Below are 26,990 nucleotides of genomic sequence, written 5' to 3'. Positions count from 1 at the left end.
ATCGTAGTCCTCCGGCGTTTTCTTGACGGATGGAGGGAAGCGGGGCAAGATGGCCCGCATGGAACAAGTCAGTCTCATGGAGTTGGGCAAGCTGGCCGCGGAGGGCCAGGTGGAAGCGGAAGTTTTTGCCCAGATTGCCCAGTGCGCGCAGAAGATGACCAAGAGCAACAAGCCGTATCTGGACGTATCTTTTGCCGATGCGGAAGGGACGATGGGACTGAAGGTGTGGGAGGACAAGCCCTGGTTCCGCACGCTGGCCTCCCTGCCTCTCCGCAGTTTCGTGAGCCTGCGCGGCCAGTGGACCAAGGGGGGCTTCGGCATGGAAGCGGCCGATCTGGAAGTGCGCCCCCTGGACGAACAGGAGAAGGAAAGCTTCCTGGCCGGGTCCGGAACCTTGAAGAAGAAGCAGGAAGCGGACCTGAAGGAGATTTGCGTGCTCATCAAGGGCATGAATGATCCGCGCATTCGCGCCCTGTGCATTGAATTCATCGAACAGTTCGGGGAACGCCTCCAGCGCGCCGCCGCCGCCCGCACTTACCATCACGCCCGCCGCGGCGGACTGGTGGAGCATGTGGCGGGAATGATGCGCACGGCCTCTGCCGTCTGCCAGGCGAATCCGGAGCTGAACCGCGACCTCCTGCTGGCCGGATGCCTGTTTCACGACTGCGGGAAGCTGTGGGAAAACTGCTACCCGAAGGAGGATTTCACGATGCCCTATTCGGAAGCCGGGGAATTGCTGGGCCACATTCCGCTGGGCATTGAACTGGTCAACAATCTGTGGAAGCGCATCATGGCCCTTCCGGAAGCGGAATCCTGGAAGACGCTGGACCCCGCCTCCCCGGACGTGCGCATGCACCTGCTGCACCTGATCGCCTCCCACCACGGGGAACTGGCCTTCGGCTCCCCCGTGTTCCCCAAGACCCCGGAGGCGGTGGCCCTGCATTACATTGACAATCTGGACGCCAAGCTGGAGATGTTCCGCGGCGCCTATGAGACGAGCGAGGCGCTGGCTCCCAAGGTGCTCCAGCGCAAGGCCCCCCTGCCTGCCAACGTCGTTCTTCCGCTACCTTCCGTTCTTCCCCTGGAACGGGACGGCGCGGACGCCATGCAGTAAGTTTTTCCCCGGATGGAACAGGAGCGCCACCTGCGGCGGCCGTGGCTGGAACGGACCATGGCCGCGGCTCCCCTGCTGGCTCCCGCTCTCGCCATGCTGTGCGCATGCGCGGCGGTGGACGTTTCCCCCTGGTTCTGGGGCCTCTGCCTCTGCTGGGCGCTATTGCCCTGCCTGTTCCGGGCCCCTTCCATGAGCCTGCTGGCCATTGCCCTGGCGGTGTGGGCGGCCATGCATCTGCTGGCGTATGACCGGGAATACGGGAATGTTCCCGTAGAGGCGGGAAGGACTGTCGCCATGGAGGGTTCCGTTAACGCCGTTTCCGGAAAGTCCGTTCTGTTCCGCCCGGATGGCTCCCGGTGGCTGTACGCAGTTTCCTCCCGTGGCGGGGAATGCCCCCTGGCAGTAGGGGAACGGTACCGGATTGAGGGAGAGACATATCCGCTCCAGGCCCCGTGCGGCCCCGGCATCTTTGACCGGGAGCGGTGGGGATACCTGCACGGCATTATTGCCGGGATTCGGCTGGATGGCGCCTGCCGGGTGGGGCCGGGCGACTGGCGCAGCCGCCTCCGGGCGTTTTCCCTGCGGCTCCGGGAGGGGGCCGCAGGCCTGCTGAGGGAAGGCGCGCCGGCGGATGACGAGGCCCGGCAGGTGATGGTTTCCGCCGTGCTGGGGGACAAGACGGACGCGAGGCCGGAAACGATGGCGAAGTTTCTGGAAAGCGGCTGCATGCACGTGTTCGCCGTCAGCGGCATGCATGTGGGGGTGGCGGCCATGCTGGTTCTGGGAATGCTGAGGCTGTTGTACGTGCGCCCCCGTGCGGCGCGGCTGGCCTGCATTCCGTTGCTGGCGGTGTACGTGTTTGTGACCGGGATGTCCGCCTCCGCCCTGCGGGCCTTCATCATGGCGGCGGTCTGGCTGCTGGCGTCCGTGCTGCGCCGGAAGGGGCATCCGGCCAATATTCTGGCGCTGGCTTTCATCCTCCTTTGCCTGATGGACCCGCTCCAGGTTTTCCAGCCGGGGTTCCAGCTCTCCTTCTGCGTCTTCGCCGTGATTGTCTGCCTGGCAGGATGGAGCAGCCGGGAAAGGCCCCTGTGGGCTCCGGACCCGTTCATTCCTTCCCGGATTTACAATGCGCGGGAAAAAGGCCTGGTGCGCCTGGAAAAAGCGTGCCGCGGCGCGCTGCTCATCTCCGTGGGGGCGTGGCTGATGTCCATTCCCCTGACGGCATGGCACTTCGACACCTGGAACCTGTACGCTCCCCTGACCAATTTGTGCTTGAGCGTGCTCGTTTTTCCGCTCATGGGCGTCTCCCTGTTCGGGCTGGTGTTCGCATGGTGCCCGTGGATGTCATGCGCTTGCAATACGGCGGCTTCCTGGCTGGCCTCCGCCATGCTGGCGGTGGCGGGGGAGTGGCTTCCCTGCCGTGCAGCTATCTTTCTTCCGCGCCGCCTGCCGGGGAAAATGAAGCCGTCCTCGTTCCGTTGCAGAAGGACGCCTGGTCCGCGGTCATCTCCAATCCCGCGCTGGTCGTGGCCGCAGGAACGGAAAACGCGGTCCGGTACACCCTCCTTCCCGTGTTGAAGGCGCGCAGTATCCGGCCTTGCGGCGTACTGGCTTCCGGAAACGGCAGGGCGGAGCGCGCCGGAGTGGAAGCGCTGGCGAAGGAATATCCCGGAATCCGGAACTGGGGCGCAGCGGATGCGGAATGTCCCGTTCGGCAATGGAGGTTCCGCCCTGGAAATGAACTTGTTTTGGAAGATTTTCCCGTACCGTTGTCCACGGGAATCCATCAGGACCGGAACCGGGTGCTGGCGTGGAAATGCCGCGGGCGGTTCGTCCTGATGATAGGGAATGCCGGGTTTTCCTCCCTGGCGCGGGCGGCAATAGCGCCGCGGGCGGATGTGCTGGTCATCGGGCACCATCCGCGCGATCCGGTGGACAGCGCCGAATGGATCAGGGCCACGGGCGCCCGCGCGGTCATTTTCACCACGGAGCATGAATGCCCCGTGCCGGAGGGAACGGCCGTGTACCGTCTCCCGGAAACCGGAGCCATCTATTTGCGGGTGGAAGAGGAAGGCGTGCAAATCATCCCCTGGAAGGGCATGGGACGCCGTACAGGGTGAACCCCGTGCTTTCCTCAATGCGGATGGGCAGAAGCTCTCCCGTCAGGTCAGGGGCGGCATCCACCATCACGGGCTTGTTCTGGGAGGTGCGTCCGGAGAGGCGCGCTTCATTTGTTTTGGACGGTCCTTCCAGCAGGACTTCCTGAACGGTGCCGACCAGTTCCCGGTTTTTCCGGATGGCGATTTCATTGACCACGGCCAGCAGGTCCTGGTTGCGCGCTTCCTTCACTTCCTCCGGAATCTGTTCCTCCATGGCGGCGGCGGGCGTGCCGCGGCGCGGGGAGTAGCGGAAAATGAAAGCGTTGTCAAACTGGACCCGTTCCACGGCCTGCCGGGTCAGCAGGTAGTCTTCCTCCGTTTCTCCGGGGAAGCCCACGATGATGTCCGTAGTGATGGACAAATCCGGGCGCGCCTGCTTCATCCGGGCGCAAAGGTCCAGATAGGTTTCATTCCTGTACGGCCTGCGCATCATTTTCAGGATGCGGTCGCTGCCGCTCTGCATGGGGAAATGGATGTGGCTGCACAGCTTGGGCAGGTAGGTGAATGCCTGCACCAGATCCTGCCGGAAGCCGATGGGATGGGGGAAACGAAGCGGATGCGCCGGAGGCCTTCCACCTCATGCACGGCTTCCAGCAATTGGACGAAGCCGCCCTTGCCGTCCGCCGTTTCCATCTGCCTGCCGTACCGGTTGACGATCTGGCCCAGCAGGGTGACTTCCTTCACGCCGGCGTCCACCAGCATCTTCACCTCGTCCACCACGTCCCGGACGGGGCGGCTGCGTTCCTTGCCGCGGGTGTAGGGGACGATGCAGTAGGCGCACTTCATTTCACACCCCTGCATGATGGAGACATACGCCGTGGAGCGCGCGCCGGGATTCAGGTGGTCCCGGATGCGGTTCTGGGAATCCTCCTCATCCGCCACGTCGCACACGTGAGTGCCTGAAAAAGCGGTCTGCAATTCATCCATGCGGCGTTCCTGGCGCGCGCGCAGAATGCCGTCCACATGCTCAAACACGCGGTGGTACTTCTGGGTGCCTATCACCAGGTCCAGGCGCGGCAGTTCCTTGAACAACTCATCCTTCCTGCTCTGGGCCATGCAGCCCATCATGCCGTACACCACGTGCGGCCGGTGCCGCTGCTGCTTGGCCAGCAGGCCCATCTTCCCCAGCGCCTTCTGTTCCGCCTGCTCCCGGATGGAACAGGAATTGAACAGGATGACGTCCGCCTCATCCTCGCGGTCCGTCATGGTATAGCCCTTCTGCACGAACATGCGGGCCACCTGCTCGGAGTCCCGCTCGTTCATCTGGCAGCCGTAGGTTTTGATGTAAAGCTTGGGCATGGGGAAAATCAGATGTTCTTTTTCAGGGTGACCACGCATTCCAGATGTTTGGTCTGGGGGAACAGGTCAAAGGGCTGGACGGCGGTAACGGCGTACCCGGCCTTGTCAAATTCCGCCAGGTCCCGTATCTGGGTGGCGGGATTGCAGGAAACGTACACCACTTTTCCGGGGCCGAAGGCGAATAACTGGGTCAGGAACTCCATGCTGCATCCCTTGCGGGGCGGGTCGATCACCACGGCGGTTTTTTCCGCGGGGAAATCCACCTGGGCGAAAATGGCTCCGGCGTCCGCCGCCAGGAATTCCGCGTGTTTAATCCCGTTGCTCCGGGCATTGCTGCGCGCCCAGTCCGCGGAAGTCTCGCTGACTTCCACGCCCAGCACTTTTTTAAATTTCTTCGCTAGGCTCAGGGCGAACAGGCCGGAACCGCAATAGGCGTCCACCAGGAACTCCTCCCCGTCCATGCTCGCCTGTTGGGCCACGTAGTCCGTAAAAAGCGGAAGAATGAAAGGATTGTTCTGGAAAAAATCTCCCGCCAAAAAATGAAATTCCAGACCGCCCACGCGCTCGCAGGCCACGGCGTTGTTATTGGTAATGACGGTCCCTTCCGAGGCGCGGAGCAGAATGGTAGCTCCCCGCTTGAACCGGGCCGCGGCCTGGTAAACGCTCTTGCGGGCCAGCGGCAGGGCCTCGTTGATGCACTCCATGGCAATCGGGCATTGCGGCACATCCACCACTTCCCTTCTGGAACCCGCCTTCAGGAAGCCGATGGCCGGCCGGCTGGCTTCCTTGGGCTTGTCAAAATGGGGCGTAATCTTGGAGCGGTAATGGTATTGGCGGGGGGAGGCAATGGCCGGATTGACGGGCAGTTCCAGCCCTGCCTGCAACCGGAGCAGGTCCGCCACCTGCCGGGTTTTCCAGAGAAGCTGGCGGTCGTAGGAAAAATGCTGGTACTGGCATCCGCCGCAGGTGCCGAACAGGCGGCAGCCGGGCTCCACGCGGTCCGGGCTGGGGTGAAGCACTTCCACCAGGTCCGCGGAGGAATAATTCTTGTCGTTGCGCCAGACGCGGGCCTTCACGCGGTCTCCCGGCAGGGCGAAGGGGACGAAAACCACCCAGCCGTCCACACGGCCGATGCCGTCGCCCGCATTGGAAAGGGCGTCAATGTCCAGTTCAAGCTCCTGATGGTAGGAAAAAGGTTCCGGGTGGAAGCCCTTGGGAATGGTCGCAGTCATGGTGAAGGAAAAGAAAAGGGTTACGGGGCGGAGGGGGTGATCAGCTTGCCGTCCAGATCATACAGCAGGGTTTCCGGCAGCCGGGGGGTGCGCAGCCCGGGGCGGAAGTCGCCAGGCAATACGGCTGGTCCCGGCACGGACTCTGCGTTCTCCTCCTCCGGAAAAATGGCCGGTTTCACCGGGGCCGGAGCCCAGGGGGCGGGGCGGTCCGCCGCGGCGGTTTGTTCCGGTTGAACGGCTGGGGCGGGAGCGGGTTCCTGAGGCGCCGTTTCCTTGTTGGAGGAACAGGAAGCGGTCCAGGCCAGCCCGGCAATCAGACAGGAGCGGATCAGGAGCTTTTTCATGGCGCGGATTCTTACAGCTTCATCCGCGCTTGGCAATCGAATTTCCGCTTTATTCCCCTTCTTCCCGTGTACGGGGAACGGAATAAGGGAAAAAGGCTTCCGTACCATGCGGCTCAAATGCGCTCGCTCGTTTTTGTCCGCGGATGGCGGAAGTAGGGGATGCGGTGCGCCTGCCTCCGCTTCCTGCGCATGTGGCGGAGCATGCGGAAGAAGATGAACCCTCCGGCGGAAAGAAGCAGCGTGACGCTCCACCAGTCCCAGCCCACAGGAGCGTCCGGCAGCCCTATGCGCCCGATCATCGGAAGTTTAAGGGCGGGGCGCAACAGGTCAAAGCCTGCGTTCAGGCCCAGCAGGCTGACTTCCGCTCCTTCCGCCAGCCCCAGGCTGAACCCGGCGAGACCCCATAAATTGATGCGGATGCCCGTGCCGCTTTCCGTCCGTCCGGCAATGCCGCCGGGCAGATAATCCTTCCCCACCGCATGAGGCGGAAGCTCCACCGTCAGATCCGGCACTTCCCTCATCAGCGCGGCGGTGAACGTGTTGCTGTTGGGGCCGGGAATGATCCAGTAGGTATCGGCATAGGGGTAATCCTGCGCCGTGCGGCTGATGACGGGAATGGCCTTTTCCGCCGCTGCTCCGCGCAATTCCTGAATCAATTCCGGTTCCGCGCCGAACCATTTGCGGTCCGGAATGTCCCGCGCGATGGAAACGCTGGTTCCCCGGGAGGGAAGCTGGTAGCCCATGACCTGGTACACGGTGTAAAAGCCGGCATTCTTCTCCTTCACGGCTATCCAGGTGTGCACGGCGAAATACCTGCGCCAGCCGAAGGCGCGTGCCGAATAAACCTGGACGACGGCTTCCGGTTCTTCAGCGGGTAGAGGGGCCAGGCTGCTGCTGCTGCGGTCCGCAGTTTTCCAGTCTTCCGCAGGGTGGAAATAAACCAGGGCTGCGCCCAGGAGCAGGAACGCCATGAACAGCCAGAAAACAAAGCGCCATTTATTCCGTGAGGGGTGCCTGCGGTTATAGGGGTTGGAATGGCGCATGGCGAATGTATATACCTTGAACGGCAAATGATGGCAATGGCGGAATCTTGAAGTTTGACTTCTGCGCAGGGAGACTTATGGTTACTGTAATATGATCAAGTTTGCCGTTTCCGTGCTTTGCGCCGCCGCCGTGGCAGGCATGCTGGCTCCCGCTTCCGCCCTGGCGCAGCAGGCTCCCGTTCCAGCCGTGAATGAATCGGGCAGTCCCGCCTTTGACAAGCTGCGCAATGAGGCCATCGCCAAGAAGGTTCCCCTGGTCATCTACCTGACGGGGTCTTCCTGGTGCGTGTATTGCAATATTTTTACGGACAAGCATATCAAGGAGCGGACTTTCAAGAGGGCCTCCGGCAAAAAATTCATCTTCTGGATGGTGGATACCAGGCAGGCCCCGGGAAGGACACCGGGTTCCTTTACCTTCCAGTTCGTTCCGGAGGAAGCGGGCAAAGTAGTGGGATGCATAGGCTCCAAGGCCCCCTATGTCGTTTTCGGGCCTCCCGCCGTCATCATCCTGGACCCCGTTTCCGGAAAAATGATTAAGAAAATGGTAAGCCAGGGGGATATGGACAAGGAAGGCAAGTCCCTGCCCGCGGTTATCGAGGAATGCTGGAAAAACTTCCAGAAGGAAGGTCAAAAGACCGCCTGAGCATTCGGACCCCTCCCATGAAGAAAGGAGTGAATCCGGAATGTTCATTTCCCGGGCGTTTTTCCCGCAACTGTTTTCTTTACGTCAAAAACGGTAAATGAAGCGCAACCATGGGCGCGGCGTGCCGGAATAATAGGGATGCCACCGGTGTCCGGGGTGGTGCATGGTGCGGCCCCATTCATCCTGGTGGCGTGCCTGCGGCGCATAGGTGAGCTGCCGCCATTCCCGGCAGGGAAAGGAGGAAGGCTCCGTGCATGAGGCGCAAGGCGTCAGAAATGCCTGGAGGGCGCTGGAAGAACAGCAGTAATAGGGAACATTGAACCGGGGCGCCAATCCGAGCGCCAGCAGAAGCCATATCCATATCCGGAGACGGGGATGCCGCGCCCAGGTGAAGGCCAGAAAGGCGAGCAGGCAGGCCATCGCCGGAACGCTCCCCTTGCAGAGCAGGTCGTTGACGTCTCCGTTGACGTAAAAGAAGGGCAGCAGCAGTCCGGTTGCCAGCGTACAGATAAAGAGGGAATTCCGCCGGAAATCCCGCCAGCAGAACAGGGCGTACAGCAGGAAGGAGGTCCCTGCCAGCAGAAAATCCCCCGGCCGCGTATAAAAAGGCCGCCAGCCCATATGGGAGGACGGCGCGTTTACCGCCGCATAATAAAGAAGGAAGCACGCCCCCAGCATGACGGCTGCCGGAAAGGAGGGATGAAGCAGGCTGCGCCGGGGAGCGGCTGCCTTTCCATTGCCGGAGCCACTGGCAGACCGCCAGGGGCAGCCCCCCTAGAGCCGCGAGGGGAGAATAAAAGGCCGTGGCCGCGAACAAAAGGGGCATCCAGTGCGGGGGCATGCGTCCCGAAGCCAGGAAGATGAAAAAAAGCATGACAGGGATGGAGGCGTTTGCGCTGCACATGACCTGTTCCGCCGTGCCGAAGTAATGCAGGCGGAACAGATCCAGCCCCAGCCAGCATTGGAAATTCAGAAGGGAGCCGAACATTACCATCAGCAGGGCGAGCAGCAGGGAACGGCGGCCGGAGAAAACGCAGAGCCACAGCCAGGCAAGAAACAGGCCCCATGCACCCCACAGCACGACAAATGCCCGGGCAACTTCCAGCCCAGCCACTTTGCCTGCCAGGGCCGGAACCAGCCAGAACCCTGTGTTGTAGATCAAGACGTCTCCGTCCGGAAAAACGACGGGCCACGGGCTGGCGACCAATTCACGAAGGCAGGCGTTCCTGACGATGTGGTCCGGGTGCTGATTGACCCATTCCCCCCATCCGGACAGGACCATCAGGGCGATGAATGCGCCCAGGACAAGAAACGAGGATTGGTTGAACAGGGGAAAGAGGGGAGGGATTCCCTTTCCGGTAGTTCCTTGCGCCTTCCGGGAGCCAGTCCCGCGGCCATCAGGGCCGCGAGGGGGATAGAGACATACCAGTGCATCCACCAGGCCATGAACACCAGGACGGGCAGCAGAAGCCAGGCGCAGGTATTCCATTTCAACGCGGTCACGTTGAAAGCTCGTTCCGGGAATGGAGCATCGGCGGCGGGGGAAGGCATCTTCCCTGAACCTTAATGGGTCCGCCGGAGGGGGGCAAGGATGAAACTTGCAGCCCGGAACGGAAGGGCATCCCCGTATGGGGCTGGTGGCAGGAATGCCTGCGCCCCTTCTCCGCTTTACCGGGAGAACGGGGCATATCATGCTGGGCGGCCTATGAATAAAACACAATTCGTCAGGGAACTTCAGCGGGAGCTGGGGGACGGCGTTACCCCCAGGCAGGCGGAACGTGCGCTGGACGCGGTGCTGGACACGATTGCCCGGTCGGTCCTGAGGCGCTCACTGGTCAAATTCCGCGGCTTTGGTTCGTTCAGCATCAAGCGGCGGCGTGCCCGCGTGGTACGCCATCCGGAAAACGGCAGCAAACTGTTTGTGCATGAATCAAGCACCATGAAATTCCGGCCTTCCTCCCGTTTGTGGAAAAAGTAGGAGAAACGCCCGGGCTCTCCTGCCATTTTGCCATTGACTTCCCTGTCCGGGGCAGGGATTAATGGACAAGGCAGGGGCGGCCGTGCGCCTGCCCGGAAAAAATGACCTACCCTTTCCCCATTTGCCGACCATGACTCCGGATTCCGTTCATTTGCTGACCCGTTCCTCCCAGATGATCCTGTTCAGGGATGAACAGGGCCGCGTGCGCCGCGCCTATTACGGACCGCGGCTGCGTGAACCGGAGGATGCCCTGGAAAGCGCCGCGGATGCGCCTCTTCTGTATTCCGCCCTGGCGGACTCCGTGACGGGGCTTCCCAATGCGTCGGATGAATACTGCATTTGCGCGACCCAGGCGGACGGAACTCTTTCTCTGCGCCTGGAATGCCAGGGATGGGAAGTGCTGGAACTGGATGACGACCGGGAAGAAGCCGTCTTCTATGGGAAAGACCCTTCCTACCCCGTGCGGGTGGAAATTCATGTTCGCTCCCACCGGGAATCGGACGCCTTCCTTCAATGGGCGGTGATACGGAACGAGGGGAGGGAAGGCATCCGCCTGCACCGCGCGGCGTCCGCGCAACTGAATTTGCGAGCGGAACGTTACTTTGTCACCAGCTTCCGCGGCACATGGGGCGGGGAATCCCTGATGAGCGAGGAGGAAGTGGCGCGGGGGCATGAACTTGCCCTGGTTTCCGGCACCGGAACCCGCGCCGCCCAGGAGGGAAGCCCCGGCTTCGTCATCTCCCTGGATGGTCCGGCGCGGGAGGACTCCGGGGAAGTGGTGCTGGGAGCGCTGGCGTGGCCCGGCAACTACCGGATATGGTTCCGCCACAGCCCGTATCACTACCTCTTTGCGGGAGCGGGGCTGGACGTGGCCCCCGCTCCCTATCTGCTGGACGGCGGCGGAGTGTTTGAAACGCCTCCCCTCATTCTGGCGCACAGTGGAAACGGCAAGGGGGAAGCCTCCCGGCGCATCCACCGCTGGGCGCGACGCTACGGCCTGCGCAGCGGCGGCACGGAGCGGCTGACCTTGCTGAACTCATGGGAGGGAGTGTACTTTACCTTCACGGAAAAAGTGCTGCACGGCATGATGAAACGTGCGGCGGACTTGGGAATAGAGCTTTTCGTGCTGGATGACGGCTGGTTTGGCGGACAATTCCCGCGCAATGACGCCCGGGCCGGTCTGGGGGACTGGCAGGTAAACCGTGCTAAACTGCCCCATGGGCTGGAAGGCCTGATCCGCCAGGCGGAAAAGCTGGGGATACGCTTCGGCATCTGGGTGGAGCCGGAAATGGTGAACCCCTGCTCGGAACTTTATCAGAAGCATCCGGAATGGGTCATCGGCCTTCCGCACCGGGAAAACAGGCTGGAACGCAGCCAGTACCTGCTGGATTTGAGCAATCCGGACGTGCGCGCATACATTCTTGAAGCCATGCGGAAACTGTTGGGAGGACATCCGGGCATTTCCTACGTGAAATGGGACTGCAACCGCAAGATTTCCGATCCCGGCTCCCCCTGGCTGGACGCCAGCCATCAGGGGAACCTGTCCATTGACTACGTGCGCGGCTATGAAGCCATTCTTGATGCGCTGGCGGCGGAATTTCCGGACGTGACGTTTCAGGCCTGCTCCTCCGGCGGAGGCCGCGCCGACTACGGGACCATGCGGAGGCATCATGAATTCTGGACGTCCGACAATACGGACGCCTGTGAACGCGTGTTCATGCAGTGGGGCATAGGCCATTTGTTCCCGGCCATTACCATGGCCGCCCATGTGACGGCCTCCCCCAACCATCAGACGAAGCGCGTCACGCCGCTCAAATTCCGTTTTGACGTCGCCATGTCGGGCCGTCTGGGATTCGAGCTTCAGCCCTGTGACATGACGAAGGAGGAAGTGGAATTTTCCAAACGGGCGCTGGCGGAATATAAGCGCATCCGCCCCGTGGTCCAGTTCGGGGACCTGTACCGACTATCTTCCCCGTATGAAAGCCGGGTGGCCTCCCTGATGTACGTGCATGAAAAAAGGGCCGTCGTCTTCGCCTGGCTAATGGACAAATGGCTGGCGGATTCCCCGCCGCCCCTGCGCCTGAAAGGCTTGAATCCTGCCGCCAGATACCTGGTCAGGGAGATCAACCTGGATGAAAACGGCCCCCTGGCCAACGTCCATGAACGGGTGCTTGGTGGTGATTTTCTGATGGACTTCGGAATCCGCATCAACTGGAAAAATGCCTTCCAGTCCGTCTGCATGGAAGTGACGGAAACGGGGTCTTAAACTTCCGGCTGGTGGCAAGGAGGTAAACGGCGCTGATCCGCAATCGATATTCCTTTTTCCGTGAAGCATGGCGCCCGGAGAGAACCGCCGGAGACGCGGTCTTTCCGGGTGGTGAAGTTTGCGCCTTGGGCTAAACGCCCACCACGCCGCCGATGGTCTGGATGATGACTTTCGCGATGATAGTCATCAGGATGAGGGCCACGGGGTAGGCGGTGGCGTAGCTGACCACGGGAGCCTGGGAGTCCGTCTTGCTGGCGATGGCGCCCAGGGCCGGGGTGGAGGTCATGCCACCGCAGATGCCGCCCAGGCATTCCAGGATGTTCATCTTGAAGACCTTCATGCCCACGAAGTAACCGGCGAACATGCCGGAGCAGGTGACGATGACGCCCATGATGAACACGGCCGCGCCGTGCGTGGCTACGGTGGTGACCAGGTCCGCGCCGCCCTTGATGCCGGCGTCAGCCAGGAAGAAGACCAGGCCCAGGTCCTGCAAAAGAAGTCGGGTGGGGCGCGGGATGTAACCCACGATGGGGCCCAGGCGCCCGAAGTGGCCGAGCAGCAGGGCCACAATCAGCGGGCCGCCGGCAATCCCTAGGGAGATGCCCAGGCCGTTACCCAGACTGAAGTTGACCAGCCCCAGAATGATACCGAGCGAGAGGCCGAACCCGAGGGAAAGAAGGTCCGTCTGGTTCATGTCCTGGCTGCGGTGGCCGATTTTGTCCCCGTACTTGGTGAGGTTTTCCGGAGAACCCACCACGGTCAGCACGTCATTGCGCTCCAGCGTGGTGTCCCCCGTGGGGACGAAGGTGAAGCCCAGGCGGGAGATGCGGGAGATGATCACGCCGTCCGTTCGCAGGGTTTTCAGATCGCGGAGTTTGCGCCCGGCGTAGTTCTTGTTGGTCAGGATCAGCTTGCGGCGCTCCTTCTGGGAGTCCATGGGGTAGGGGTTGTCGCATACTTCCCCCAGGAAAGCGACGTCATGCGGCATGGTGTCGCTGTTGCCCACGATGAGGACTTCCGTTCCCTCCCGGAACGTGTCTTCCGGCGTCAGCGGCATCAGCCTGTCGTTGCGCACCACGCGGGTGACCATGCAGTGCAGGCCGTCCAGCAGCTTGCAGTCCGCAATGTTCTGGCCGATCAGGTTGGGCTGCGTGACGCGGACCAAGCGTGAGATGATGCTGGCCTCCTGCTTGGAGTGCATGGCCTTGGCCTCCTTGTTCAGGTCAAAGTGCAGCAGGCGCGGGAGAAGCTGGACGAAGAGGACCACGCCCACCACGCCGAACGGGTAGGCAATGCCGTAGCCGATGCTGACGCCGCTTCCGGAGGCTCCCGGCAGGCTTTCCGTGGCTGCCGCCAGGGCCGGGGTGCTGGTGCACGCGCCGGCGAAGATGCCGGAGGAAATCCCCGCGGGAACATTGAACCAGATGCCGAAGAGGCAGGTGAAGAGGGCTGAAACGCCTACAATCACGGCGGACATGACCGCGAGCTTGCTTCCCTGCTTGGCGATGGCGGAGAAGAAGCGGTTGCCCGCGCTCAGGCCCACGCAGTACACAAAGAGCGCCAGGCCCAGCTGGCCCACGCCGTTGGGGATGGCCAGGCGGTAGTGGCCGGCGGCCAGCGCTACGAAGAGAACGCCGGAGAGGCCGAGGTTCAGGCCGTATATTTTAATGCTGCCGAGGGCGATGCCAAAGAAGATGATTCCGAAGAGAACCAGGGTGTTGTGGTTGAGCAGGATGTCGAACATGGTCGGCTGGGTCAGACTTTGCCCGGAGCGAACTCGAAGTTGCGGAAGTGGACGGGGATGGAGGCCGGCTCCAGCCTGGTCCGGTCAAACAACCGGCTCGGCGCGGGGAGAGAGTTGAGTGTTTGTTTGGTCAGGTAGAAATTTTGCACGAAGTAGTTGCCCCCATACCCGCGCTTTGTCAAGTCGCGTATGATGTTGTTGACGTGATCTTCCGTCAATAAATCGGGATGGACGGTGGTTCTGACTTCAAAGGCGGTTTGGGAGGCGATCAGGTAGTCCAGAGTTGCGGAAAAGGAGGGGAAAAGGTCGGGCCTGCCGGTGACGGCGCCGTATTGTTCGGGGGCGCCTTGTAGTCCAGGGCGATGTAGTCGCAAAGCCCCTCTTCCACCAGCGCTTTCACCACGCCGGGCCTCGTGCCGTTGGTGTCTATTTTAATCGCGAAGCCTAGCTGCCGTATCTCGCGGCAGATGGGGATAAGGTCGGGACACAGCGTGCACTCGCCGCCGGACAGGACTACCCCGTCCAGAAATCCCACCCGATCTCTGAGGAAATCAAGGTAGTCCGTCCGGTCTCCGGCAGGAGAGCCCGTTCCTCTGACCAGGGAGACGTTGTAACAGTACTGACAAAACAAGTTACAGCCTCTCAGCCAGAAGATGCAGGCCACCTTGTTTGGAAAATCCAGCAAGGTGAGCGGCGTGATGTCCGCTATGCCCCGGCCCGTTCCCATTGACTTCGCATATGTTATTGGGAAAATTACCGCGGCTGTTCCGTTTGGGCGGAGCAGGAGCAGGGACGGTCCGGTTCCACGAAGTGGACGCGGTCGTGGAATTCGCCCTGTTTGCCGGCGTTAAAGGTTTCCACAGGGCGGTGATAGCCCATGACGCGCGTGTAAACGGTGCAGCGGGTACGGTCCTGTGCGTATTTGCTTAATATTTCCTGTTTGGTCATTGTCGTATTGATGGCTGGGTTTTGAAACGAGGCGGCTGGTTGAAAAGGGTTATTCATGCCTGTGGATGTGGAGCAGCTCTTCATCACAGAAGGGGCAGTACTGGTGCTCCCCGCGCAGGTAGCCGTGCTTGTCGCAGACGGAGAAGAGCGGGGTGACGGTCAGGTACGGCATGCGGAAGCGGGTCAGCACCTTGCGGACGATGTCCCGGCAGGCTTCCGGGGAGCTGATGGCTTCATTCATGTACATGTGGAAGACGGTTCCCCCGTGTAGCAGCACTGGAGTTCGTCCTGGAGCTGGAGCGCACGGAACAGGTCGCTCGTGTGGTCCACGGGGAGCTGGGAGCTGTTCGTGTAGTAACGCTGCCCCACGGGCCCGGCCTGGAGGATGTCCGGATAGCGCTTCTGGTCCTCCCGGGCAAAGCGGTGGGTGGTGCCTTCCGCAGGGGTGGCTTCCAGGTTGTACAGGTTGCCGGTTTCCTCCTGGTACTCCTGCATGCGCAGGCGGATGAATTCCAGGATTTCCTCCGCAAAGGTCCTGCCTTCCTCGGAGGTGATGTCCATCGAGTCGTTGGAGAAGTTGCGCAGCAGTTCGTTCATGCCGTTGACCCCGATGGTGGAGAAGTGGTTGCGGAAGGTGGGCAGGTAGCGCCTGGTGTAGGGGTACAGGCCGCGGTCGTACATTTCCTGGACGAAGGTTCTTTTCTTTTCCAGGCAGGATTTGGCCAGGTCCAGCAGTTCCCCCAGCCGGGCGAACAGTGCTTCCCGGTTCTGCTTGAACAGGTAGCCCAGCCGGGCCAGGTTGATGGTCACCACGCCGATGGAGCCGGTCATTTCCGCGGAGCCGAAGAGGCCGCCGCCGCGCTTGAGCAGCTCCCGCAGGTCCAGCTGGAGGCGGCAGCACATGGAGCGCACGGCGTCCGGCTTGTAGGCCCGTTCGTCCGGCACGCGTTCCCCGTTTTCATTCACGGTGTACTGGCTGCCGATGAAGTTCTGGAAGTAGGAGGAGCCGATCTTGGCGGCGTTTTCAAACAGGAGCGGCACGTTTTCCCCTTCCCAGTCAAAGTCTTCCGTGATGTTGACGGTGGGGATGGGGAAGGTGAAGGGCTGCCCGGTGCTGTCCCCTTCCGTGAGCACCTCGTAAAAGGCCTTGTTGATCAGGTTCATTTCCTTCTGGAAATGCTTGTAGGTCAGCTCTGTCAGCTTGTTCACGCCGCGTTCCCGCGCCAGGGAGAGCAGGCCCGGGTCCTCCACCCCTTCAAAGAGGTGCTCCCCGCCGCTGAAGGGGGCCTGGTCCCGCAGGTCCCGCGGCACGGTCCAGTCGATCGTGACGTTGGTGAAGGGGGACTGCCCCCAGCGGGAGGGCACGTTCAGGTTGTAGACGAAGCTGCGGATGTCCTTCTTGATGCGCGTGAAATCCGCCTGGTCCTTGAAGGCGTAAGGCGCCAGGAAGGTGTCAAAGGAGCTGAAGGCCTGGGCTCCGGCCCATTCGCTTTGCAGAATGCCCAGAAAGTTGGCCATCTGGCCCAGTGCTTCCCGGAAGTGGCGCGGCGGCCTGCTGTTCACGCGGCTGCGCACGCCGTTGAATCCTTCGTTGAGCAGGTTGCGGAGGCTCCACCCGGCGCAGTACCCGGTCAGGCAGTCCAGGTCATGAATGTGGTAGTCCCCTTCCCGGTGGGCGGCCCCCTCCCGTGCGGAATAAACCTGGTCCAGCCAGTAGTTGGCAATCACCTTTCCCGCCGTGTTATTGATGAGGCCGGCGTTGGAATACGTGGTGTTGGAGTTGGCGGCGATGCGCCAGTCGCTCTGGCCGATGTATTCCTCCACCGTCTGCTTGCAGTCCACGTACGTGTTGCCGGAATAGAGGCCCCCGAGCTGTTCGCGCTGCATTTTGTGCAGGAAGCGGTAGGTGATGAAGGTCTTGGCCGTGTCAAAGTATCCGCAGCGGAACAGGGCGCGTTCTATCATGTCCTGGATTTCTTCCACATGCGCGCAGTCCTGATGGCTCAGCTTGGCTTCCACTTCTTCGTAAATGGAACGGTTGTAGGCGGTGCCGGAGCTGTGGAACGCGTTCTTGACGGCTTCCTCAATTTTGTAGCCCTGGTATTGTTCCTTTTTTCCGGAACGCTTGATGATGCTTGTTGCCATGGTGGGTGTCTCGCTTGGAAGGGATGATGACCGCTCATCCGCGAGCCTGGGCAAAAGCCTGGAAAAATCATAGGCAGGGGCCGCCGCATGCGTGCATTTTTAACAAGGGGCACGATGAGGACCTGTGCGTATGTTCATCCTGTCCGCGGGATGGGATACGGGGGCATCAGGTCGTCTTCTGGCTTCCGGTGCGACATGTGATGGGGACTTCCCGACTGCTGGCAGTCAGTGTCCGGTCCATCGTCTACCGGTTACAGCGGCGCGTCCGCGACGGATTTTCACCGTCTTCCGTTACCTGCGCTGAAACGCAATGAACCACAGAAAGAGAGCCCCCGCAAGGAAAATGTATAAATAATGTATTAAATATTTATAATGATACAATATGTTGTATATATGCTGCAGGGAATGGTTGATAACGCGGCATTCCCTTCCGTCATGGCACCATATGTGCCCTTGCCTCCCCTTTCCGGGGACCGGGGAAAACGGGACAGGCCGAAAAGGGAAGATTCATTCCTCACGGAGAAATTTCAGCGCGGCTTTTTCCGTACCAGTCAAATGAATTTCTTTTCCTTTTCAAAAAACGGATGGCGTAAATCCTTCCTGCTGCTGGTTCTTCCCGCGCTTTCTGCGGGGAGCCCCGCTTCCGGCGCTCCCGCGGACTGGAATGAAAAGACCATCCGGGATAATCTCCGCCTGGTGGCGAAATGGCAGGCGGAGCATCCCAGAAAACGCTCGCCGCTGCACTGGACCTACGGCGCCTTTTATTCCGGCCTGGTGCAGTATGGCCTGGCCGTCCCGGAAGGGCCGGGATTGCCGCTGCTGAGGAAAACAGGAGGGGAACAGGAATGGAGAACCCTGAAACGGCATTACCATGCGGACGATCACGCCGTGGGCCACGCCTGGATGGAGATGGCGATGGAAGACGGAAATACCGCTGCGGCGGAGAAAATACGCGCCGTGCTGGACGGGGTGATGAACCGGCCCTCCTCCGCTTCCCTCCAGTTCGGGACTCCCGGCTGCCAGGACCGCTGGAGCTGGTCGGACGCCCTGTTCATGTCCCCTCCCGTGTTCGTGAAGCTGGCGGCCTATACCGGAGACCGCCGGTATCTGGAATTCATGGACAGGGAATACAAGCTCACCTGCGACTATCTTTTTGACCGGAAGGAAGGGCTGTTTTTCCGTGATTCCCGTTACTTCACCATTCCGGCGGCTAATGGGAAAAAGATGTTCTGGAGCCGGGGCAACGGCTGGGTGATTGCCGGACTGCCGCTTATTCTTCAGGACATGCCCGCGGACTGGCCTTCCCGCCCCTTTTATGAGGATCTGCTCAAGCGTATGGCGGCATCCCTGAAAAAATGCCAGTCGCCCGACGGTTCCTGGCACGCCAGCCTGCTGGACCCGGAAGAGCCCCCCTTGAAGGAGATGAGCGGCACCCTCTTTATCATGTACGGGATGCTGTGGGGGGTGAACCAGGGGTATCTGGATGCGGATGAATATCTTCCCGTCATCCGCAGGGCGTGGAAGGCCGCCTGTGATTCCGTCAACGCGGAAGGCGCGCTGGGCTGGGTGCAGCCCATTGCCGACAAGCCGGGCCATTATTCCGGGGAGGATACGGAAGCATACGGCGCGGGCGCCTACCTGATGGCCGGCACCGAACTGCGCAAATACGTCATTGGCCGGGACCATCCGCAGAGAAAGACTGTAACCGTCACGAACCCACTGGCCAAGTTCCGTCCTGCTGAAACCGTGTCGGTGCCCTGGACGTCCGGAACTTCCGGGAATGCCGCCGCCCTTCGCGTGTTTGACGTCCGCCACGGGCGCGTCATCCCGCACCAACTGGCGGATACGGATGGAGACGGAAGGACGGATACTCTTTTGTTCCAGAGCAATTTCCGGCCCGGAACGGCCCGTGATTTCTGGATTCTGAACGATTCCTCCCTGAAGGCGGCTCCTTCCGCGGACGTCTGTTTCAGCCGCCTGGTCCCGGAACGCCTGGATGATTTCGCGTGGGAGAACGATCTTACGGCGCACCGGATTTACGGTCCGGCCGTTGCCAGGCCGGCCCCTGAGGGGGAGGGCCTGGTTTCCAGCGGAACGGATGTATGGAGCAAGCGCGCGGGTGCTCCCGTCATCAATGAATTTACAAGCGGGGGGATTACCACCGGGATCATGGCAGGGGACTGGACATGTACAACGTAGGGCCGGGACGGGGCTGCGGCGGCATTGCCGTGTTCAGGGATGGGAAACCGCATGCATCCGGAAACTGGGCCAGCGCGCGGGCATTGTACAACGGTCCGGTCCAGACCGCTTTTGAGGTGGTTTATGCGCCGTGGGACATTGGCGGCGGCGTACGCGTGGCGGAGACGCGGAGGGTGGCTCTGGACGCAGGAAGCCGTTTTTCCAAAGTCCGCAGCACCTTGACCATCCGGGGGGCGGAAACGGTGAAGGCCGGCGTGGGAATGGATACCGGAAAGGGCAGGAATGATTATGAAACGGTCACGAAGGACCGGGAGGACGGCGGCTTGATGACGGCATGGAGCAGGCCCCGGAAGAATGACGGATGCCTGGGAACCGCCGTGATAGTTCCCTGGGGTCCGGAAGGCGGGGCAGTGGACTCGGAAGGCTGTACCTACTGGATCAGGGAGGCGGCGAACGGAAAGCCCTTTGAGTGGTACATGGGGGCGGTTTGGGACAAGGCTTCTCCGTTCAAATCCTCTGCCGCCTGGGAGGCGGAGGCACGCCGCGTCCGGGAGTGCGTCAGGCATCCCCTGCGAGTCCGGGTACGGTAGAGTTCGTCCTATCCTGCCGTTCCCCGCAGAGGATGACGGCAGCTTCCATCTTTTTTACGGAAGCGGCTGCGGCGGTGCGGGAGCGGCCAGCCATTCCGCCAGCACTTCCGGCTGGAGGGGGGCCGGGGTTTCCCGGGCGTCCGGAGAGGCCAGATTCAGGCCGTTCCGGACGACTTCCGACCGGATGGAGGCCAGGGAAAGGAGGGTGTGGAAAATGTGGTCGTGGGAGACGGCTTTCAGGCGGTTGGCCTTCAGCGCGCGCACCATGTCCGGGTAGCGTGAGGCGAAGGCGTCCGAATACCACACGAACATGGCGGGACGGTAAACAGGCGGCAGAACATGCCCCTGGAACATTTTTCCTTCCTCGCCCAGCGCCACGCCATGGTCGGAGCAGTAAAAATAAATGGCCGGCCTGTCCTTCAACAGTGCAATCATGCGGTGGACGGAGGCGTCCAGGTCCACGATGGAATTGTCATACGCATTGACGGTTTCTTCCAGACGGGCCTTGGGGTCGTCCATGTTGCAGGACGCCGGGGTAAAGCGTTCCGCCTGTGCGGGGTAGCTGAACGCCATGTGGCTGCCGTTGTTGTAAATGACGTAAAGCTGTTTTTCCCGGCCGTGCCGTTTCAGGGATTCCTCCATGACCAGGGAGGTGCGTTCCTGCATCATTCCGGGCGTTTCGTGCATGGGCGGCGTCTGCTTCCGTTCCCGGCAGTTCCGGGTCAGGATGCCCAGGGAATAGTCATGGATGGAGTCTCCGCACAGGTCCATGATCCGGACGGTGCGGAAACCGTGCTTGTTGAACAGGTCAATGAAGGAGGAATGGGCGGGGCGGCGGCGGGACAGTTCCGCATCCGTAAACATGCCGATGGCGGAAATCCTGGTCACGATGCCGAAGGAGGTGGCGTGGGGGAAGGAAACGACGTTGGGTTCCCGGGAAAGCAGGGGCATCGTGTTCTGGTGGTAGCCGTTGAGGGAAAGGTGGTCCGCGCGCACGCTCTCGCCCATGTGGAAGACCACGGCCAGGTCGTCCGGAGCGTCGCATCCGGAGAGGGGTTCCGCGCAGGACGGCAGGTTCCGGAGTTCATTGAAACGGCTTGCGTCCTGGGTGACGTATTCGTCCGCCAGCTTGTACGCCATCACGAAGTCCACGAGGGGCCAGCCCTTGGCCTTGTCAGAGGTGTAGTAAAGGTAAAGGGGTTCCGAGCTGTAGGAGGTGGCCGGAATGCCCAGCAGCAGAAAGATTCCGTACAGGCTCCAGATGCACGCCAGCGCGCCCCACGTGGCCTTCTGGCGCAGGGAACGGCGGCTCCAGTAAATGGCCAGGTAAATGAAGGCCGCCAGCAGCAGGGCCCCGGTGGCGGAGGCGGCGGTGCAGAAGGCGCAGGCTTCCCGGAAGTTGGTCTCCGCCATGCTGGAAAGGACGGAGAGGTTCAGCGTCAGCCCGTACCGCATCTGCATCATGTACAGGCCCGCGTTGAACAGGATGATGGCCGGAAGGACGACGTAGGCGGTAAAGCGGTATTTCAGGCAGAGAAGGATGGTGCCGCAGAGCAGGGAGGCGGAACAGGCGATGCCCATGCAGCTCATCAGCACGCTCTGGCCGTCATTGAGCACATAAGGATTGACCACCAGAGCCGCCGCGAGTCCGGCTGCCCACAGGCAGCGCATGCGGCGCGGAAAGAACGCGGCGCGAAGAGCCTGGAAGACGGCGGAAAGAGCGCCTGGCCGGCCTGCGTACCGTTCTGCGGAACGGGTGGATGCATGGGGAGGGGTCATCGCAAAGAAAGGATAAAGTATTCTTCCTGCTTGAAGGGGTGAGCCATTGTAAGGGTTTCACGGTGATGCTCAAGCAGAATGTGGCGGAACGCCTTTTCATGGAAGGGCCCAGGCAGGAAAAGGGAACCGCCGTTGAAACGGCGGTGCCGATAGCATCCGCCATTTTTTGCGCTTGGGGCTTGGTGCGGATGGCGGCGCAGGCAATTGGTCGTGGGGGCAATTGGTTGTGGGGGCAGCCCGTCCGGCATGCGGGGTTGACGGAAAGAGGGGACTTTCCGGTTGTAGTTGACAGGCCCGGTTTTGGGAGGGTATAGGGAAGCTTATGGAAAATCAGCCCGTTGTGCTGCAATGTCCTCAAGCTGTGAAAGGAGCCGCCTGTATTTGTGTCGTGGGGGCCGTGTCATTGCCCTGGGTCGCAGCGGCTTCCGGCCTGGGGCTTGTTCCCGGAACCGTGCTGGGCGCAGCCGGGATTTTGCTGGGGGTGGCTTCCGTTGCCTGCGCCGTTGTCGCCTTGTGCAGAAAATCCGTCGCATTCGGCATCATCATGATTTTAATCGGGATGCTCGCCTGCGCCGTAGCCGGAACGGAATGCATGTATTTAATGTTTTAAATGAACAAGTCCATCAATCCGGGCATTCAAAAAAGGTCCGGGGCCGGATGCACGTGGGAGGAGAGGACCAGGGCCACCCGGACAGTCGGAAGTGGAGAAAAGTCTTGAAGTCCGGAAAAGGGCCGGAACACGGTTCTGGAACGGCGCTTGCGGAATGACCGGAAGGGAAAAGCCGGCGATGCTTCTTCTCTGGCCGCTTCCCCAGATGGCAGCGGTTTCCGGCCTGTAAAAACCCGCCCGGAATGTTCCGGGCGGGTTTTGTGTGCCATGGATGGCCTCCGGTGCTCAGACGGAGTTTACCCGATGACGAGGAATTTTTCAGCCTTGGTGCCGCAGAGGGGGCAGGCGTCCACGCCTTCCAGAGATTTGAAGGTGTCCCCGCACACCAGGCATACCCAGTATTGCCTGGGCAGGGCGCTGGTGTCTCCGTTTTCCAGGGCCTTGAGGGCGGCGGCATAAAAATCGGCGTGTTCCTTTTCCGCTTCCGTGGCCCACGTGAAGGAGCGGACGGCGGCCTTCTGGCCTTCCTCTTCCGCCACGGCGATGAATTCCGGATACATGCTTTCGAATTCGTGGGTTTCCCCGGCGATGGCGGCTTTCAGGTTTTCCGCGGTGGTTCCTACATGAATCTGGATATCGATGGGGTCCATCGTTGCGCCCAGCTTTTCCAGAACCTTGTTGTGGTTGGCGGCGTGGACGGATTCCGCCTTGGAGGCGGCTTCAAACAATTTCTGAATGAGGGGCTGCCCTTCCTGGGCGGCTTTGGCGGCATAGGCTGCGTAAGTGGCGGAGGCGGTGCTTTCGCCCGTAATGGCGGCTTTCAGGTTTTCTATGGTTTTAGTCATCGGGAATGAATTTATAATAATTCTAAAAAGATGCAACTGAAAAAATCCTCCAAGGGAAGAAAAAACGCAAATTCCCCTTTCTGCGGCATCACGGGGAGCCGTTACACAATGATTCATTGACGCATGCATGGCGAGCCTGTACAACGGAAACGTTATGAAGAGCATTGTAACAATTAGTTCGGCATGTGCCCTGGCATTTGCAGGTATGGCTTCCGCCCAGGATGCCCCGGCTCCGGCACCCGCCCCGGCCGCTGAAACCCCTGCCGCGCCCACCGCGCCGGCCGCTGAAGTTTCCAAGGAAGCGAAGGAAGCCGCTGACCAGATGCTGGCTTTGATGAAGGAAATGTCCGCCACGCTCAGCACGGTGAAGGACAAGGCCACCGCAGACGCGGCTGCTGAAAAGATGGCGAAGATCAATGAAAAGGGCGAAGCCCTTTCCAAGAGCGCCCAGAAGGTCCAGGCTGAAATGGATGCCGCCATGCAGGCGCGCCAAGCCGAACTCCTGCCCATTTTCATGGGCATGATGACCGACATGCAGCGCTTGCAGCAGGCCGACTTCTTCGGAAGCCAGGCCCTGAAGGACGCCATGAAGCAGACCGGAGCTTCCGGTCCCGAAGAAGGCGTTGAAGTGGAGGAAGAAGTGGAAGTGGAAGCCGTTCCGGCCCCCGCTCCCGCTCCAAAGGAAGCTCCCGCTCCCGCCGCCAAGTAACTTTCTTTTTCAGGATTGATCCTCCTCCGGCATCTCTGGGTGCCGGAGGATTTTTTATGGGGAGGCCGTCCTGAAAAGCCTCCGTGGCGTGCCTCAGGCCTCTGCGGCAGCTGAAACGCATGCGTCCGACAGGATGCCCTGCTTCAGGGAACAGAGTTCACTGCCGCTCAATTTCAGGTTTGACTGGCGCAAGGGGCTGCGGCGCTTCTTGACTGGACGGGGCAACGCCGCGGGCGTATTGCGCGGAACGCTTGAAGACATCCGGAAACAGGCAGGCCGCCTCCGTTTCCGGGGCGGCCTGCGGGTGAGTGATCGGTTGGCGCCGGGGCTTTTATTTGGCCTTTTTCTTCCTGGCGGCGGCTTTGGCCGGCTTGGCTGCCGTTTTGGATGCCTTGGCGGGTTTTTCTGCCGGGCATTCGTTGACGGAGTTCCAGGACCAGTCCCATTTGTCCACGTTCATGGCGCAGGCGGTCAGGAGCGCTACGGAAGCGTCCAGGTCATCCTTGTGCGCCATTTCAATGACCTGGTGAACGTTGCGGGTGGGAACGGAGATGGCCCCGGCAATGGAGCCGCCCGGAACAAACTTCTGCATGGCTCCGGCGTCCGTGCCGCCTGCCGGCAGCATTTCCACCTGCCATTTGATCTTGTTGGCGTCCGCCATGGCCTTCATGAACTTCACCATGCGGCGGTCCGCAATCACGGAGCCGTCATACAGCTTGATGGCGGCACCTGCGCCCAGGTGGGAGACTTGGTCGTGCGCCGGGGTGCCGGGAATGTCGCAGGCGATGGTGACGTCCAGGGCGATGGAGAAGTCCGGCTGGATGTCCAGCGTGCCGGCCTGCGCGCCCCTCAGCCCCACTTCCTCCTGAACGGTGAAGGCGGCCACGAAGTTGCAGGAGGGCTTCTTTTTGGAAGCCTTGATGGCGCGGAGGGCTTCAATCAGCACGTAGCATCCGGCGCGGTTGTCCAGGGACTTCACGTTCACGCAGTCCCCCATTTCCACCAGGTCGCGTTCACGGGTGACGGAGTCGCCCACGGAGACGTATTTTTCCACTTCCTCCTTGCTCATGCCCAGGTCGATGAAGAAATCGGTCACTTCCGGCAGCTTGGTGCGTTCCGCCGGGGACATCACGTGGATTGGCTTCACGCCCATGACGCCGATGAGGTCTTTTTTGCCGTGGACGATGACGCGCTGGGCCGTCAGCGTCTTGGCGTCAAAGCCGCCCAGGGGGAGGAATTTGATGAACCCTTTGTCGTCAATGTGACGGACCATGAAGCCGATTTCGTCCATGTGGGCGGCGGCCATCATGGTTTTTTCCGTATCCTTGCCTTCCACGATGGCAATCACGCTGCCCAGGTTGTCCACCCGCACGGCGTCCACCAGAGGGGCCACTTCCTGAATGATGAAATCACGGATTTTGTCTTCAAACCCCGGAGCGCCCGGAGTCACGCAAACCTGACGAAGCAGTTCCAAATTCATAATGCCGCCAATGTAATGGTTTTCGTGAAGGTTGGCTAGCCCATAATGCGGCCTCCGGAAGGAGGCTGCGCGGGGGCCTTCCCTCCGTATTTACCGGCGTTCCCGGGTAATGACGGCGTCCGGCTGCGCGGGGGCCCCGTTGTCCGGCCTCTTGTAGTTGACGCCATGGGCGTCCAGGAAGGGAAGCTGGCGGTCGAGGCGTTTGCGGAAGTCTTTCTCGTTTTTCAGCTCCTTGGGGGTCCAGGCTACTTCCGCCAGCGCCAGGGCGCGGGGAAAGGCATGGTATTCCCATTTCGGCAGGTTGGGGATGTACTCCGTCCAGATGTTCGCCTGGCAGCCCAGCACCTGTTTTTCCCGTTCCCGGGGCGTTCCCTGCGGGACGGGCTCCAGCCCATAGACGCGCTGCCAGGTCAGGTTGTCGTCGTTGATGGTTTCATACTCCGGGGCGGAGGGTTTGCCGGGGCCCTGGTCATAGTCGAAGTACAGGTGGCTGTTGGGCGTCATCACCACGTCGTTGCCCTGTTCCAGGGCATGCCGCGCGCTGTTCGGCATCCAGCTCCGCCAGACCATCATGGTGGCGGTGGGGGAGAGGCCTCCTTCCTGGATTTCATCCCAGCCGATGAGCCTCTTGCCGTGGCTGTTGATCATTTTTTCCACGCGCCGGATAAAGTAGCTCTGGAGTTCGTTCTCGTTGGCGAGGCCGTTGTCCTTCATGACCTGTTGCGCCGCGGCGGACTGCTTCCACTGGTCCTTGGGAGCCTCATCCCCGCCGATGTGGATATAGGGGCTGTCCGGGAACAGGGCGCACACTTCATCAATAACGTCTTCCAGAAAACGGAAGGTTTTTTCCGTGGGGGCGAAGGTGTAGGGAAGCACGCCCCAGGTTTCCTGCACCTTGGGCGCGAAGCCCGGAATGTCCGTGTTGCCCAGTTCCGGATACGCGGCGATGGCGGCGGAGGCGTGGCCCGGCAGTTCCACCTCCGGAATGACGGTGATGCCGCGGTCTTTGGCGTACTGGACCACTTCCCGGATTTCATCCGCAGTGTAATGGCCGGAGTACGGGGTGCCGTCCGCCTTGTTGCGGCTGCCGATGACGGGGGACTGCGCCCGGGTACCTCCCACAGCCGTCAGCCTGGGGTACTTGGCGATGGGGAGCCTCCACCCCTGGTCGTCCGTCAGGTGCCAGTGCAGGGTGTTGAATTTGTACCTCTCCATCAGGTCCAGGATCTTTTTGACGTCCCGCACGGGCATCATGTGGCGGCAACTGTCCATCATCAGGCCGCGCCATGAAAAACGGGGCTGGTCCTTCACGTCCAGCCGGGGCAGGGCCGGAGCTCCGTTCACGTCGGAAGCGACGCTTTGCACAAGGGATTGAAGGGCGTACAAAGCGCCGTTCACGGAACCGGAGGCAATGGAAATGGAATCCGGCGTTACGGCAAGGCGGTAGCCTTCCCTGCCCAGGGACGCGTCTTCCGTAAAGATGAGGTCCGCTCCGGTTTCAACCAGCGCCGTTTTGATCCCGTTGTCGCGGAAAATCCGTTCCGCCTGTTTGGAAAGGGGATTTCCTTCCGGGAGCCGGACGCCGTCTTTCAGGGAAAATCCGGCTTCTCCGGTTTTAACGCGCATGGCGGCGGGCTGGGGAATGATGTGGGGCGTCCCGGGAACCGGAGCGGACGGGGCGCCCCAGCAGAGGGAGGATAAGCTGAAAGCCATGGCAGGGAAAAGGTGTCTGGAAATCATAGCGTAACTACGTGGTATTTCCCGAAAAAATTCTGTTCCGGCGATTGTTTTTTTCAAATGCCGGGAAAGGCCGGCGGATAAAAATAGCGGTTGCTCCGCCTGTGCACCTGTGAGAGTATC

General features: G+C 61.1%; 21 protein-coding genes, 3 pseudogenes and 1 riboswitch. Of the genes and pseudogenes, 9 read left to right on the top strand and 15 right to left on the bottom strand.

What is annotated here, in order from left to right:
- The first annotated feature begins 58 nt into the window (after nucleotides 1–58).
- The 3 genes from PVA48_RS05395 to PVA48_RS05385 are packed head-to-tail and all read left to right on the top strand — an operon-like array spanning nucleotide 59 to nucleotide 3,237.
- Entirely contained in the window at nucleotides 59–1,114 is a 1,056-nt protein-coding gene (locus PVA48_RS05395) for a 3'-5' exoribonuclease YhaM family protein (protein WP_180971001.1), read from the top strand.
- A 12-nt stretch (nucleotides 1,115–1,126) separates the two neighbouring features.
- A complete protein-coding gene (locus PVA48_RS05390) occupies nucleotides 1,127–2,695 on the top strand; it encodes a ComEC/Rec2 family competence protein (protein WP_423232360.1) in 1,569 nt (522 codons plus the stop codon).
- Complete coding sequence (locus PVA48_RS05385; protein WP_423232359.1) at nucleotides 2,644–3,237, top strand: hypothetical protein; 594 nt, start codon at nucleotides 2,644–2,646, stop codon at nucleotides 3,235–3,237. Before PVA48_RS05390 ends, PVA48_RS05385 begins: the two co-directional genes overlap by 52 nt.
- On the opposite strand, the pseudogene miaB reads toward PVA48_RS05385, so the two are convergent.
- The 4 genes and pseudogenes from miaB to PVA48_RS05365 form a co-directional block, all read right to left on the bottom strand.
- Nucleotides 3,200–4,575, bottom strand: a pseudogene (gene miaB / locus PVA48_RS05380) (tRNA (N6-isopentenyl adenosine(37)-C2)-methylthiotransferase MiaB). The gene PVA48_RS05385 and the pseudogene miaB overlap by 38 nt on opposite strands.
- 8 nt (nucleotides 4,576–4,583) lie before the next feature.
- The gene (locus PVA48_RS05375; RefSeq protein WP_102726454.1) at nucleotides 4,584–5,807 is read right to left on the bottom strand and encodes a class I SAM-dependent RNA methyltransferase; all 1,224 of its coding nucleotides are present in this window, start codon (nucleotides 5,805–5,807) and stop codon (nucleotides 4,584–4,586) included.
- A 20-nt stretch (nucleotides 5,808–5,827) separates the two neighbouring features.
- Nucleotides 5,828–6,151 carry a hypothetical protein gene (locus PVA48_RS05370; protein ID WP_102728532.1) on the bottom strand — a complete coding sequence of 108 codons (324 nt, stop codon included), beginning with the start codon at nucleotides 6,149–6,151 and terminating at the stop codon, nucleotides 5,828–5,830.
- Between the two features lie 113 nt (nucleotides 6,152–6,264).
- A complete protein-coding gene (locus PVA48_RS05365) occupies nucleotides 6,265–7,194 on the bottom strand; it encodes a DUF3750 domain-containing protein (protein WP_102728574.1) in 930 nt (309 codons plus the stop codon).
- Between the two features lie 91 nt (nucleotides 7,195–7,285).
- Here PVA48_RS05365 and PVA48_RS05360 point away from each other — a divergent pair, with 91 nt between their 5' ends.
- Nucleotides 7,286–7,837: a thioredoxin family protein gene (locus PVA48_RS05360; RefSeq protein ID WP_022396851.1), complete on the top strand. Its 552-nt coding sequence runs from the start codon at nucleotides 7,286–7,288 to the stop codon at nucleotides 7,835–7,837.
- Nucleotides 7,838–7,921: 84 nt separating this feature from the next.
- Here PVA48_RS05360 and PVA48_RS05355 read toward each other — a convergent pair whose 3' ends face one another.
- The gene (locus PVA48_RS05355) at nucleotides 7,922–8,515 is read right to left on the bottom strand and encodes a hypothetical protein (RefSeq protein ID WP_309557333.1); all 594 of its coding nucleotides are present in this window, start codon (nucleotides 8,513–8,515) and stop codon (nucleotides 7,922–7,924) included.
- A gap of 250 nt (nucleotides 8,516–8,765) precedes the next feature.
- Between PVA48_RS05355 and PVA48_RS05350 the strand changes: the two genes are divergently transcribed.
- The 3 genes from PVA48_RS05350 (at nucleotide 8,766) to PVA48_RS05340 (ending at nucleotide 12,081) form a co-directional block, all read left to right on the top strand.
- Nucleotides 8,766–9,404: a hypothetical protein gene (locus tag PVA48_RS05350; protein WP_423232358.1), complete on the top strand. Its 639-nt coding sequence runs from the start codon at nucleotides 8,766–8,768 to the stop codon at nucleotides 9,402–9,404.
- Nucleotides 9,405–9,542: 138 nt separating this feature from the next.
- Complete coding sequence (locus PVA48_RS05345) at nucleotides 9,543–9,815, top strand: HU family DNA-binding protein (RefSeq protein ID WP_022396849.1); 273 nt, start codon at nucleotides 9,543–9,545, stop codon at nucleotides 9,813–9,815.
- A 130-nt stretch (nucleotides 9,816–9,945) separates the two neighbouring features.
- Nucleotides 9,946–12,081: an alpha-galactosidase gene (locus tag PVA48_RS05340; RefSeq protein WP_180975205.1), complete on the top strand. Its 2,136-nt coding sequence runs from the start codon at nucleotides 9,946–9,948 to the stop codon at nucleotides 12,079–12,081.
- A 130-nt stretch (nucleotides 12,082–12,211) separates the two neighbouring features.
- Here the strand turns inward: PVA48_RS05340 and PVA48_RS05335 are convergent, their stop codons facing one another.
- The 5 genes and pseudogenes from PVA48_RS05335 to PVA48_RS05315 form a co-directional block, all read right to left on the bottom strand.
- On the bottom strand, nucleotides 12,212–13,825 hold the full coding sequence (locus PVA48_RS05335; protein ID WP_102728536.1) for an aspartate:alanine exchanger family transporter: 1,614 nt from the start codon (nucleotides 13,823–13,825) through the stop codon (nucleotides 12,212–12,214).
- An 11-nt stretch (nucleotides 13,826–13,836) separates the two neighbouring features.
- Entirely contained in the window at nucleotides 13,837–14,043 is a 207-nt protein-coding gene (locus tag PVA48_RS05330) for a hypothetical protein (protein ID WP_423232357.1), read from the bottom strand.
- 50 nt (nucleotides 14,044–14,093) lie between these two features.
- Nucleotides 14,094–14,552: an anaerobic ribonucleoside-triphosphate reductase activating protein gene (locus PVA48_RS05325; protein ID WP_423232356.1), complete on the bottom strand. Its 459-nt coding sequence runs from the start codon at nucleotides 14,550–14,552 to the stop codon at nucleotides 14,094–14,096.
- 26 nt (nucleotides 14,553–14,578) lie between these two features.
- Complete coding sequence (nrdD, locus tag PVA48_RS05320) at nucleotides 14,579–14,773, bottom strand: anaerobic ribonucleoside-triphosphate reductase (RefSeq protein ID WP_102722206.1); 195 nt, start codon at nucleotides 14,771–14,773, stop codon at nucleotides 14,579–14,581.
- 49 nt (nucleotides 14,774–14,822) lie between these two features.
- Nucleotides 14,823–16,918, bottom strand: a pseudogene (locus PVA48_RS05315) (ribonucleoside triphosphate reductase).
- Nucleotides 16,919–17,070: 152 nt separating this feature from the next.
- Nucleotides 17,071–17,244: riboswitch (cobalamin riboswitch) on the bottom strand.
- A 46-nt stretch (nucleotides 17,245–17,290) separates the two neighbouring features.
- On the opposite strand from PVA48_RS05315, the pseudogene PVA48_RS05310 reads away from it, so the two are divergent.
- Nucleotides 17,291–19,707, top strand: a pseudogene (locus PVA48_RS05310) (glycoside hydrolase family 88 protein).
- A 54-nt stretch (nucleotides 19,708–19,761) separates the two neighbouring features.
- Here PVA48_RS05310 and PVA48_RS05305 read toward each other — a convergent pair.
- From PVA48_RS05305 to PVA48_RS05295, 3 genes are all read right to left on the bottom strand, one after another.
- Nucleotides 19,762–21,486 carry a phosphoethanolamine transferase gene (locus tag PVA48_RS05305; protein ID WP_102728538.1) on the bottom strand — a complete coding sequence of 575 codons (1,725 nt, stop codon included), beginning with the start codon at nucleotides 21,484–21,486 and terminating at the stop codon, nucleotides 19,762–19,764.
- A 354-nt stretch (nucleotides 21,487–21,840) separates the two neighbouring features.
- Nucleotides 21,841–22,080: a hypothetical protein gene (locus tag PVA48_RS05300; protein ID WP_146021138.1), complete on the bottom strand. Its 240-nt coding sequence runs from the start codon at nucleotides 22,078–22,080 to the stop codon at nucleotides 21,841–21,843.
- A 312-nt stretch (nucleotides 22,081–22,392) separates the two neighbouring features.
- Entirely contained in the window at nucleotides 22,393–22,941 is a 549-nt protein-coding gene (locus tag PVA48_RS05295; protein ID WP_102722212.1) for a rubrerythrin family protein, read from the bottom strand.
- A 205-nt stretch (nucleotides 22,942–23,146) separates the two neighbouring features.
- On the opposite strand from PVA48_RS05295, the gene PVA48_RS05290 reads away from it, so the two are divergent.
- On the top strand, nucleotides 23,147–23,650 hold the full coding sequence (locus PVA48_RS05290; RefSeq protein ID WP_102726441.1) for a hypothetical protein: 504 nt from the start codon (nucleotides 23,147–23,149) through the stop codon (nucleotides 23,648–23,650).
- 331 nt (nucleotides 23,651–23,981) lie between these two features.
- Here PVA48_RS05290 and PVA48_RS05285 read toward each other — a convergent pair whose 3' ends face one another.
- Both PVA48_RS05285 and PVA48_RS05280 read right to left on the bottom strand, forming a co-directional pair.
- Complete coding sequence (locus PVA48_RS05285) at nucleotides 23,982–25,130, bottom strand: M42 family metallopeptidase (protein ID WP_102728540.1); 1,149 nt, start codon at nucleotides 25,128–25,130, stop codon at nucleotides 23,982–23,984.
- Nucleotides 25,131–25,220: 90 nt separating this feature from the next.
- Nucleotides 25,221–26,843, bottom strand: coding sequence for a beta-N-acetylhexosaminidase (locus PVA48_RS05280; protein WP_249853099.1), 1,623 nt, complete (start codon nucleotides 26,841–26,843; stop codon nucleotides 25,221–25,223).
- Nucleotides 26,844–26,990: the final 147 nt, after the last annotated feature.

Origin of the sequence: Akkermansia sp. JRP_AM1 (assembly GCF_049262625.1) — a bacterium.
In the GTDB taxonomy this organism is placed as follows: domain Bacteria; phylum Verrucomicrobiota; class Verrucomicrobiia; order Verrucomicrobiales; family Akkermansiaceae; genus Akkermansia; species Akkermansia massiliensis.
This window is presented reverse-complemented; position numbering and strand designations above follow the sequence as displayed.

Bases quoted from the DNA above. Each gene is read 5' to 3' on its own strand.
- PVA48_RS05395 (WP_180971001.1), top strand. From the start codon at position 59: ATGGAACAAGTCAGTCTCATGGAGTTGGGCAAGCTGGCCGCGGAGGGC.
- PVA48_RS05390 (WP_423232360.1), top strand. From the start codon at position 1,127: ATGGAACAGGAGCGCCACCTGCGGCGGCCGTGGCTGGAACGGACCATG.
- PVA48_RS05375 (WP_102726454.1), bottom strand. From the start codon at position 5,807: ATGACTGCGACCATTCCCAAGGGCTTCCACCCGGAACCTTTTTCCTAC.
- PVA48_RS05370 (WP_102728532.1), bottom strand. From the start codon at position 6,151: ATGAAAAAGCTCCTGATCCGCTCCTGTCTGATTGCCGGGCTGGCCTGG.
- PVA48_RS05365 (WP_102728574.1), bottom strand. From the start codon at position 7,194: ATGCGCCATTCCAACCCCTATAACCGCAGGCACCCCTCACGGAATAAA.
- PVA48_RS05360 (WP_022396851.1), top strand. From the start codon at position 7,286: ATGATCAAGTTTGCCGTTTCCGTGCTTTGCGCCGCCGCCGTGGCAGGC.
- PVA48_RS05355 (WP_309557333.1), bottom strand. From the start codon at position 8,515: ATGCTGGGGGCGTGCTTCCTTCTTTATTATGCGGCGGTAAACGCGCCG.
- PVA48_RS05350 (WP_423232358.1), top strand. From the start codon at position 8,766: ATGCAGGCGGAACAGATCCAGCCCCAGCCAGCATTGGAAATTCAGAAG.
- PVA48_RS05345 (WP_022396849.1), top strand. From the start codon at position 9,543: ATGAATAAAACACAATTCGTCAGGGAACTTCAGCGGGAGCTGGGGGAC.
- PVA48_RS05340 (WP_180975205.1), top strand. From the start codon at position 9,946: ATGACTCCGGATTCCGTTCATTTGCTGACCCGTTCCTCCCAGATGATC.
- PVA48_RS05335 (WP_102728536.1), bottom strand. From the start codon at position 13,825: ATGTTCGACATCCTGCTCAACCACAACACCCTGGTTCTCTTCGGAATC.
- PVA48_RS05325 (WP_423232356.1), bottom strand. From the start codon at position 14,552: ATGGGAACGGGCCGGGGCATAGCGGACATCACGCCGCTCACCTTGCTG.
- nrdD (WP_102722206.1), bottom strand. From the start codon at position 14,773: ATGACCAAACAGGAAATATTAAGCAAATACGCACAGGACCGTACCCGC.
- PVA48_RS05305 (WP_102728538.1), bottom strand. From the start codon at position 21,486: ATGACCCCTCCCCATGCATCCACCCGTTCCGCAGAACGGTACGCAGGC.
- PVA48_RS05300 (WP_146021138.1), bottom strand. From the start codon at position 22,080: ATGCATTCCGTTCCGGCTACGGCGCAGGCGAGCATCCCGATTAAAATC.
- PVA48_RS05295 (WP_102722212.1), bottom strand. From the start codon at position 22,941: ATGACTAAAACCATAGAAAACCTGAAAGCCGCCATTACGGGCGAAAGC.
- PVA48_RS05290 (WP_102726441.1), top strand. From the start codon at position 23,147: ATGGCTTCCGCCCAGGATGCCCCGGCTCCGGCACCCGCCCCGGCCGCT.
- PVA48_RS05285 (WP_102728540.1), bottom strand. From the start codon at position 25,130: ATGAATTTGGAACTGCTTCGTCAGGTTTGCGTGACTCCGGGCGCTCCG.
- PVA48_RS05280 (WP_249853099.1), bottom strand. From the start codon at position 26,843: ATGGCTTTCAGCTTATCCTCCCTCTGCTGGGGCGCCCCGTCCGCTCCG.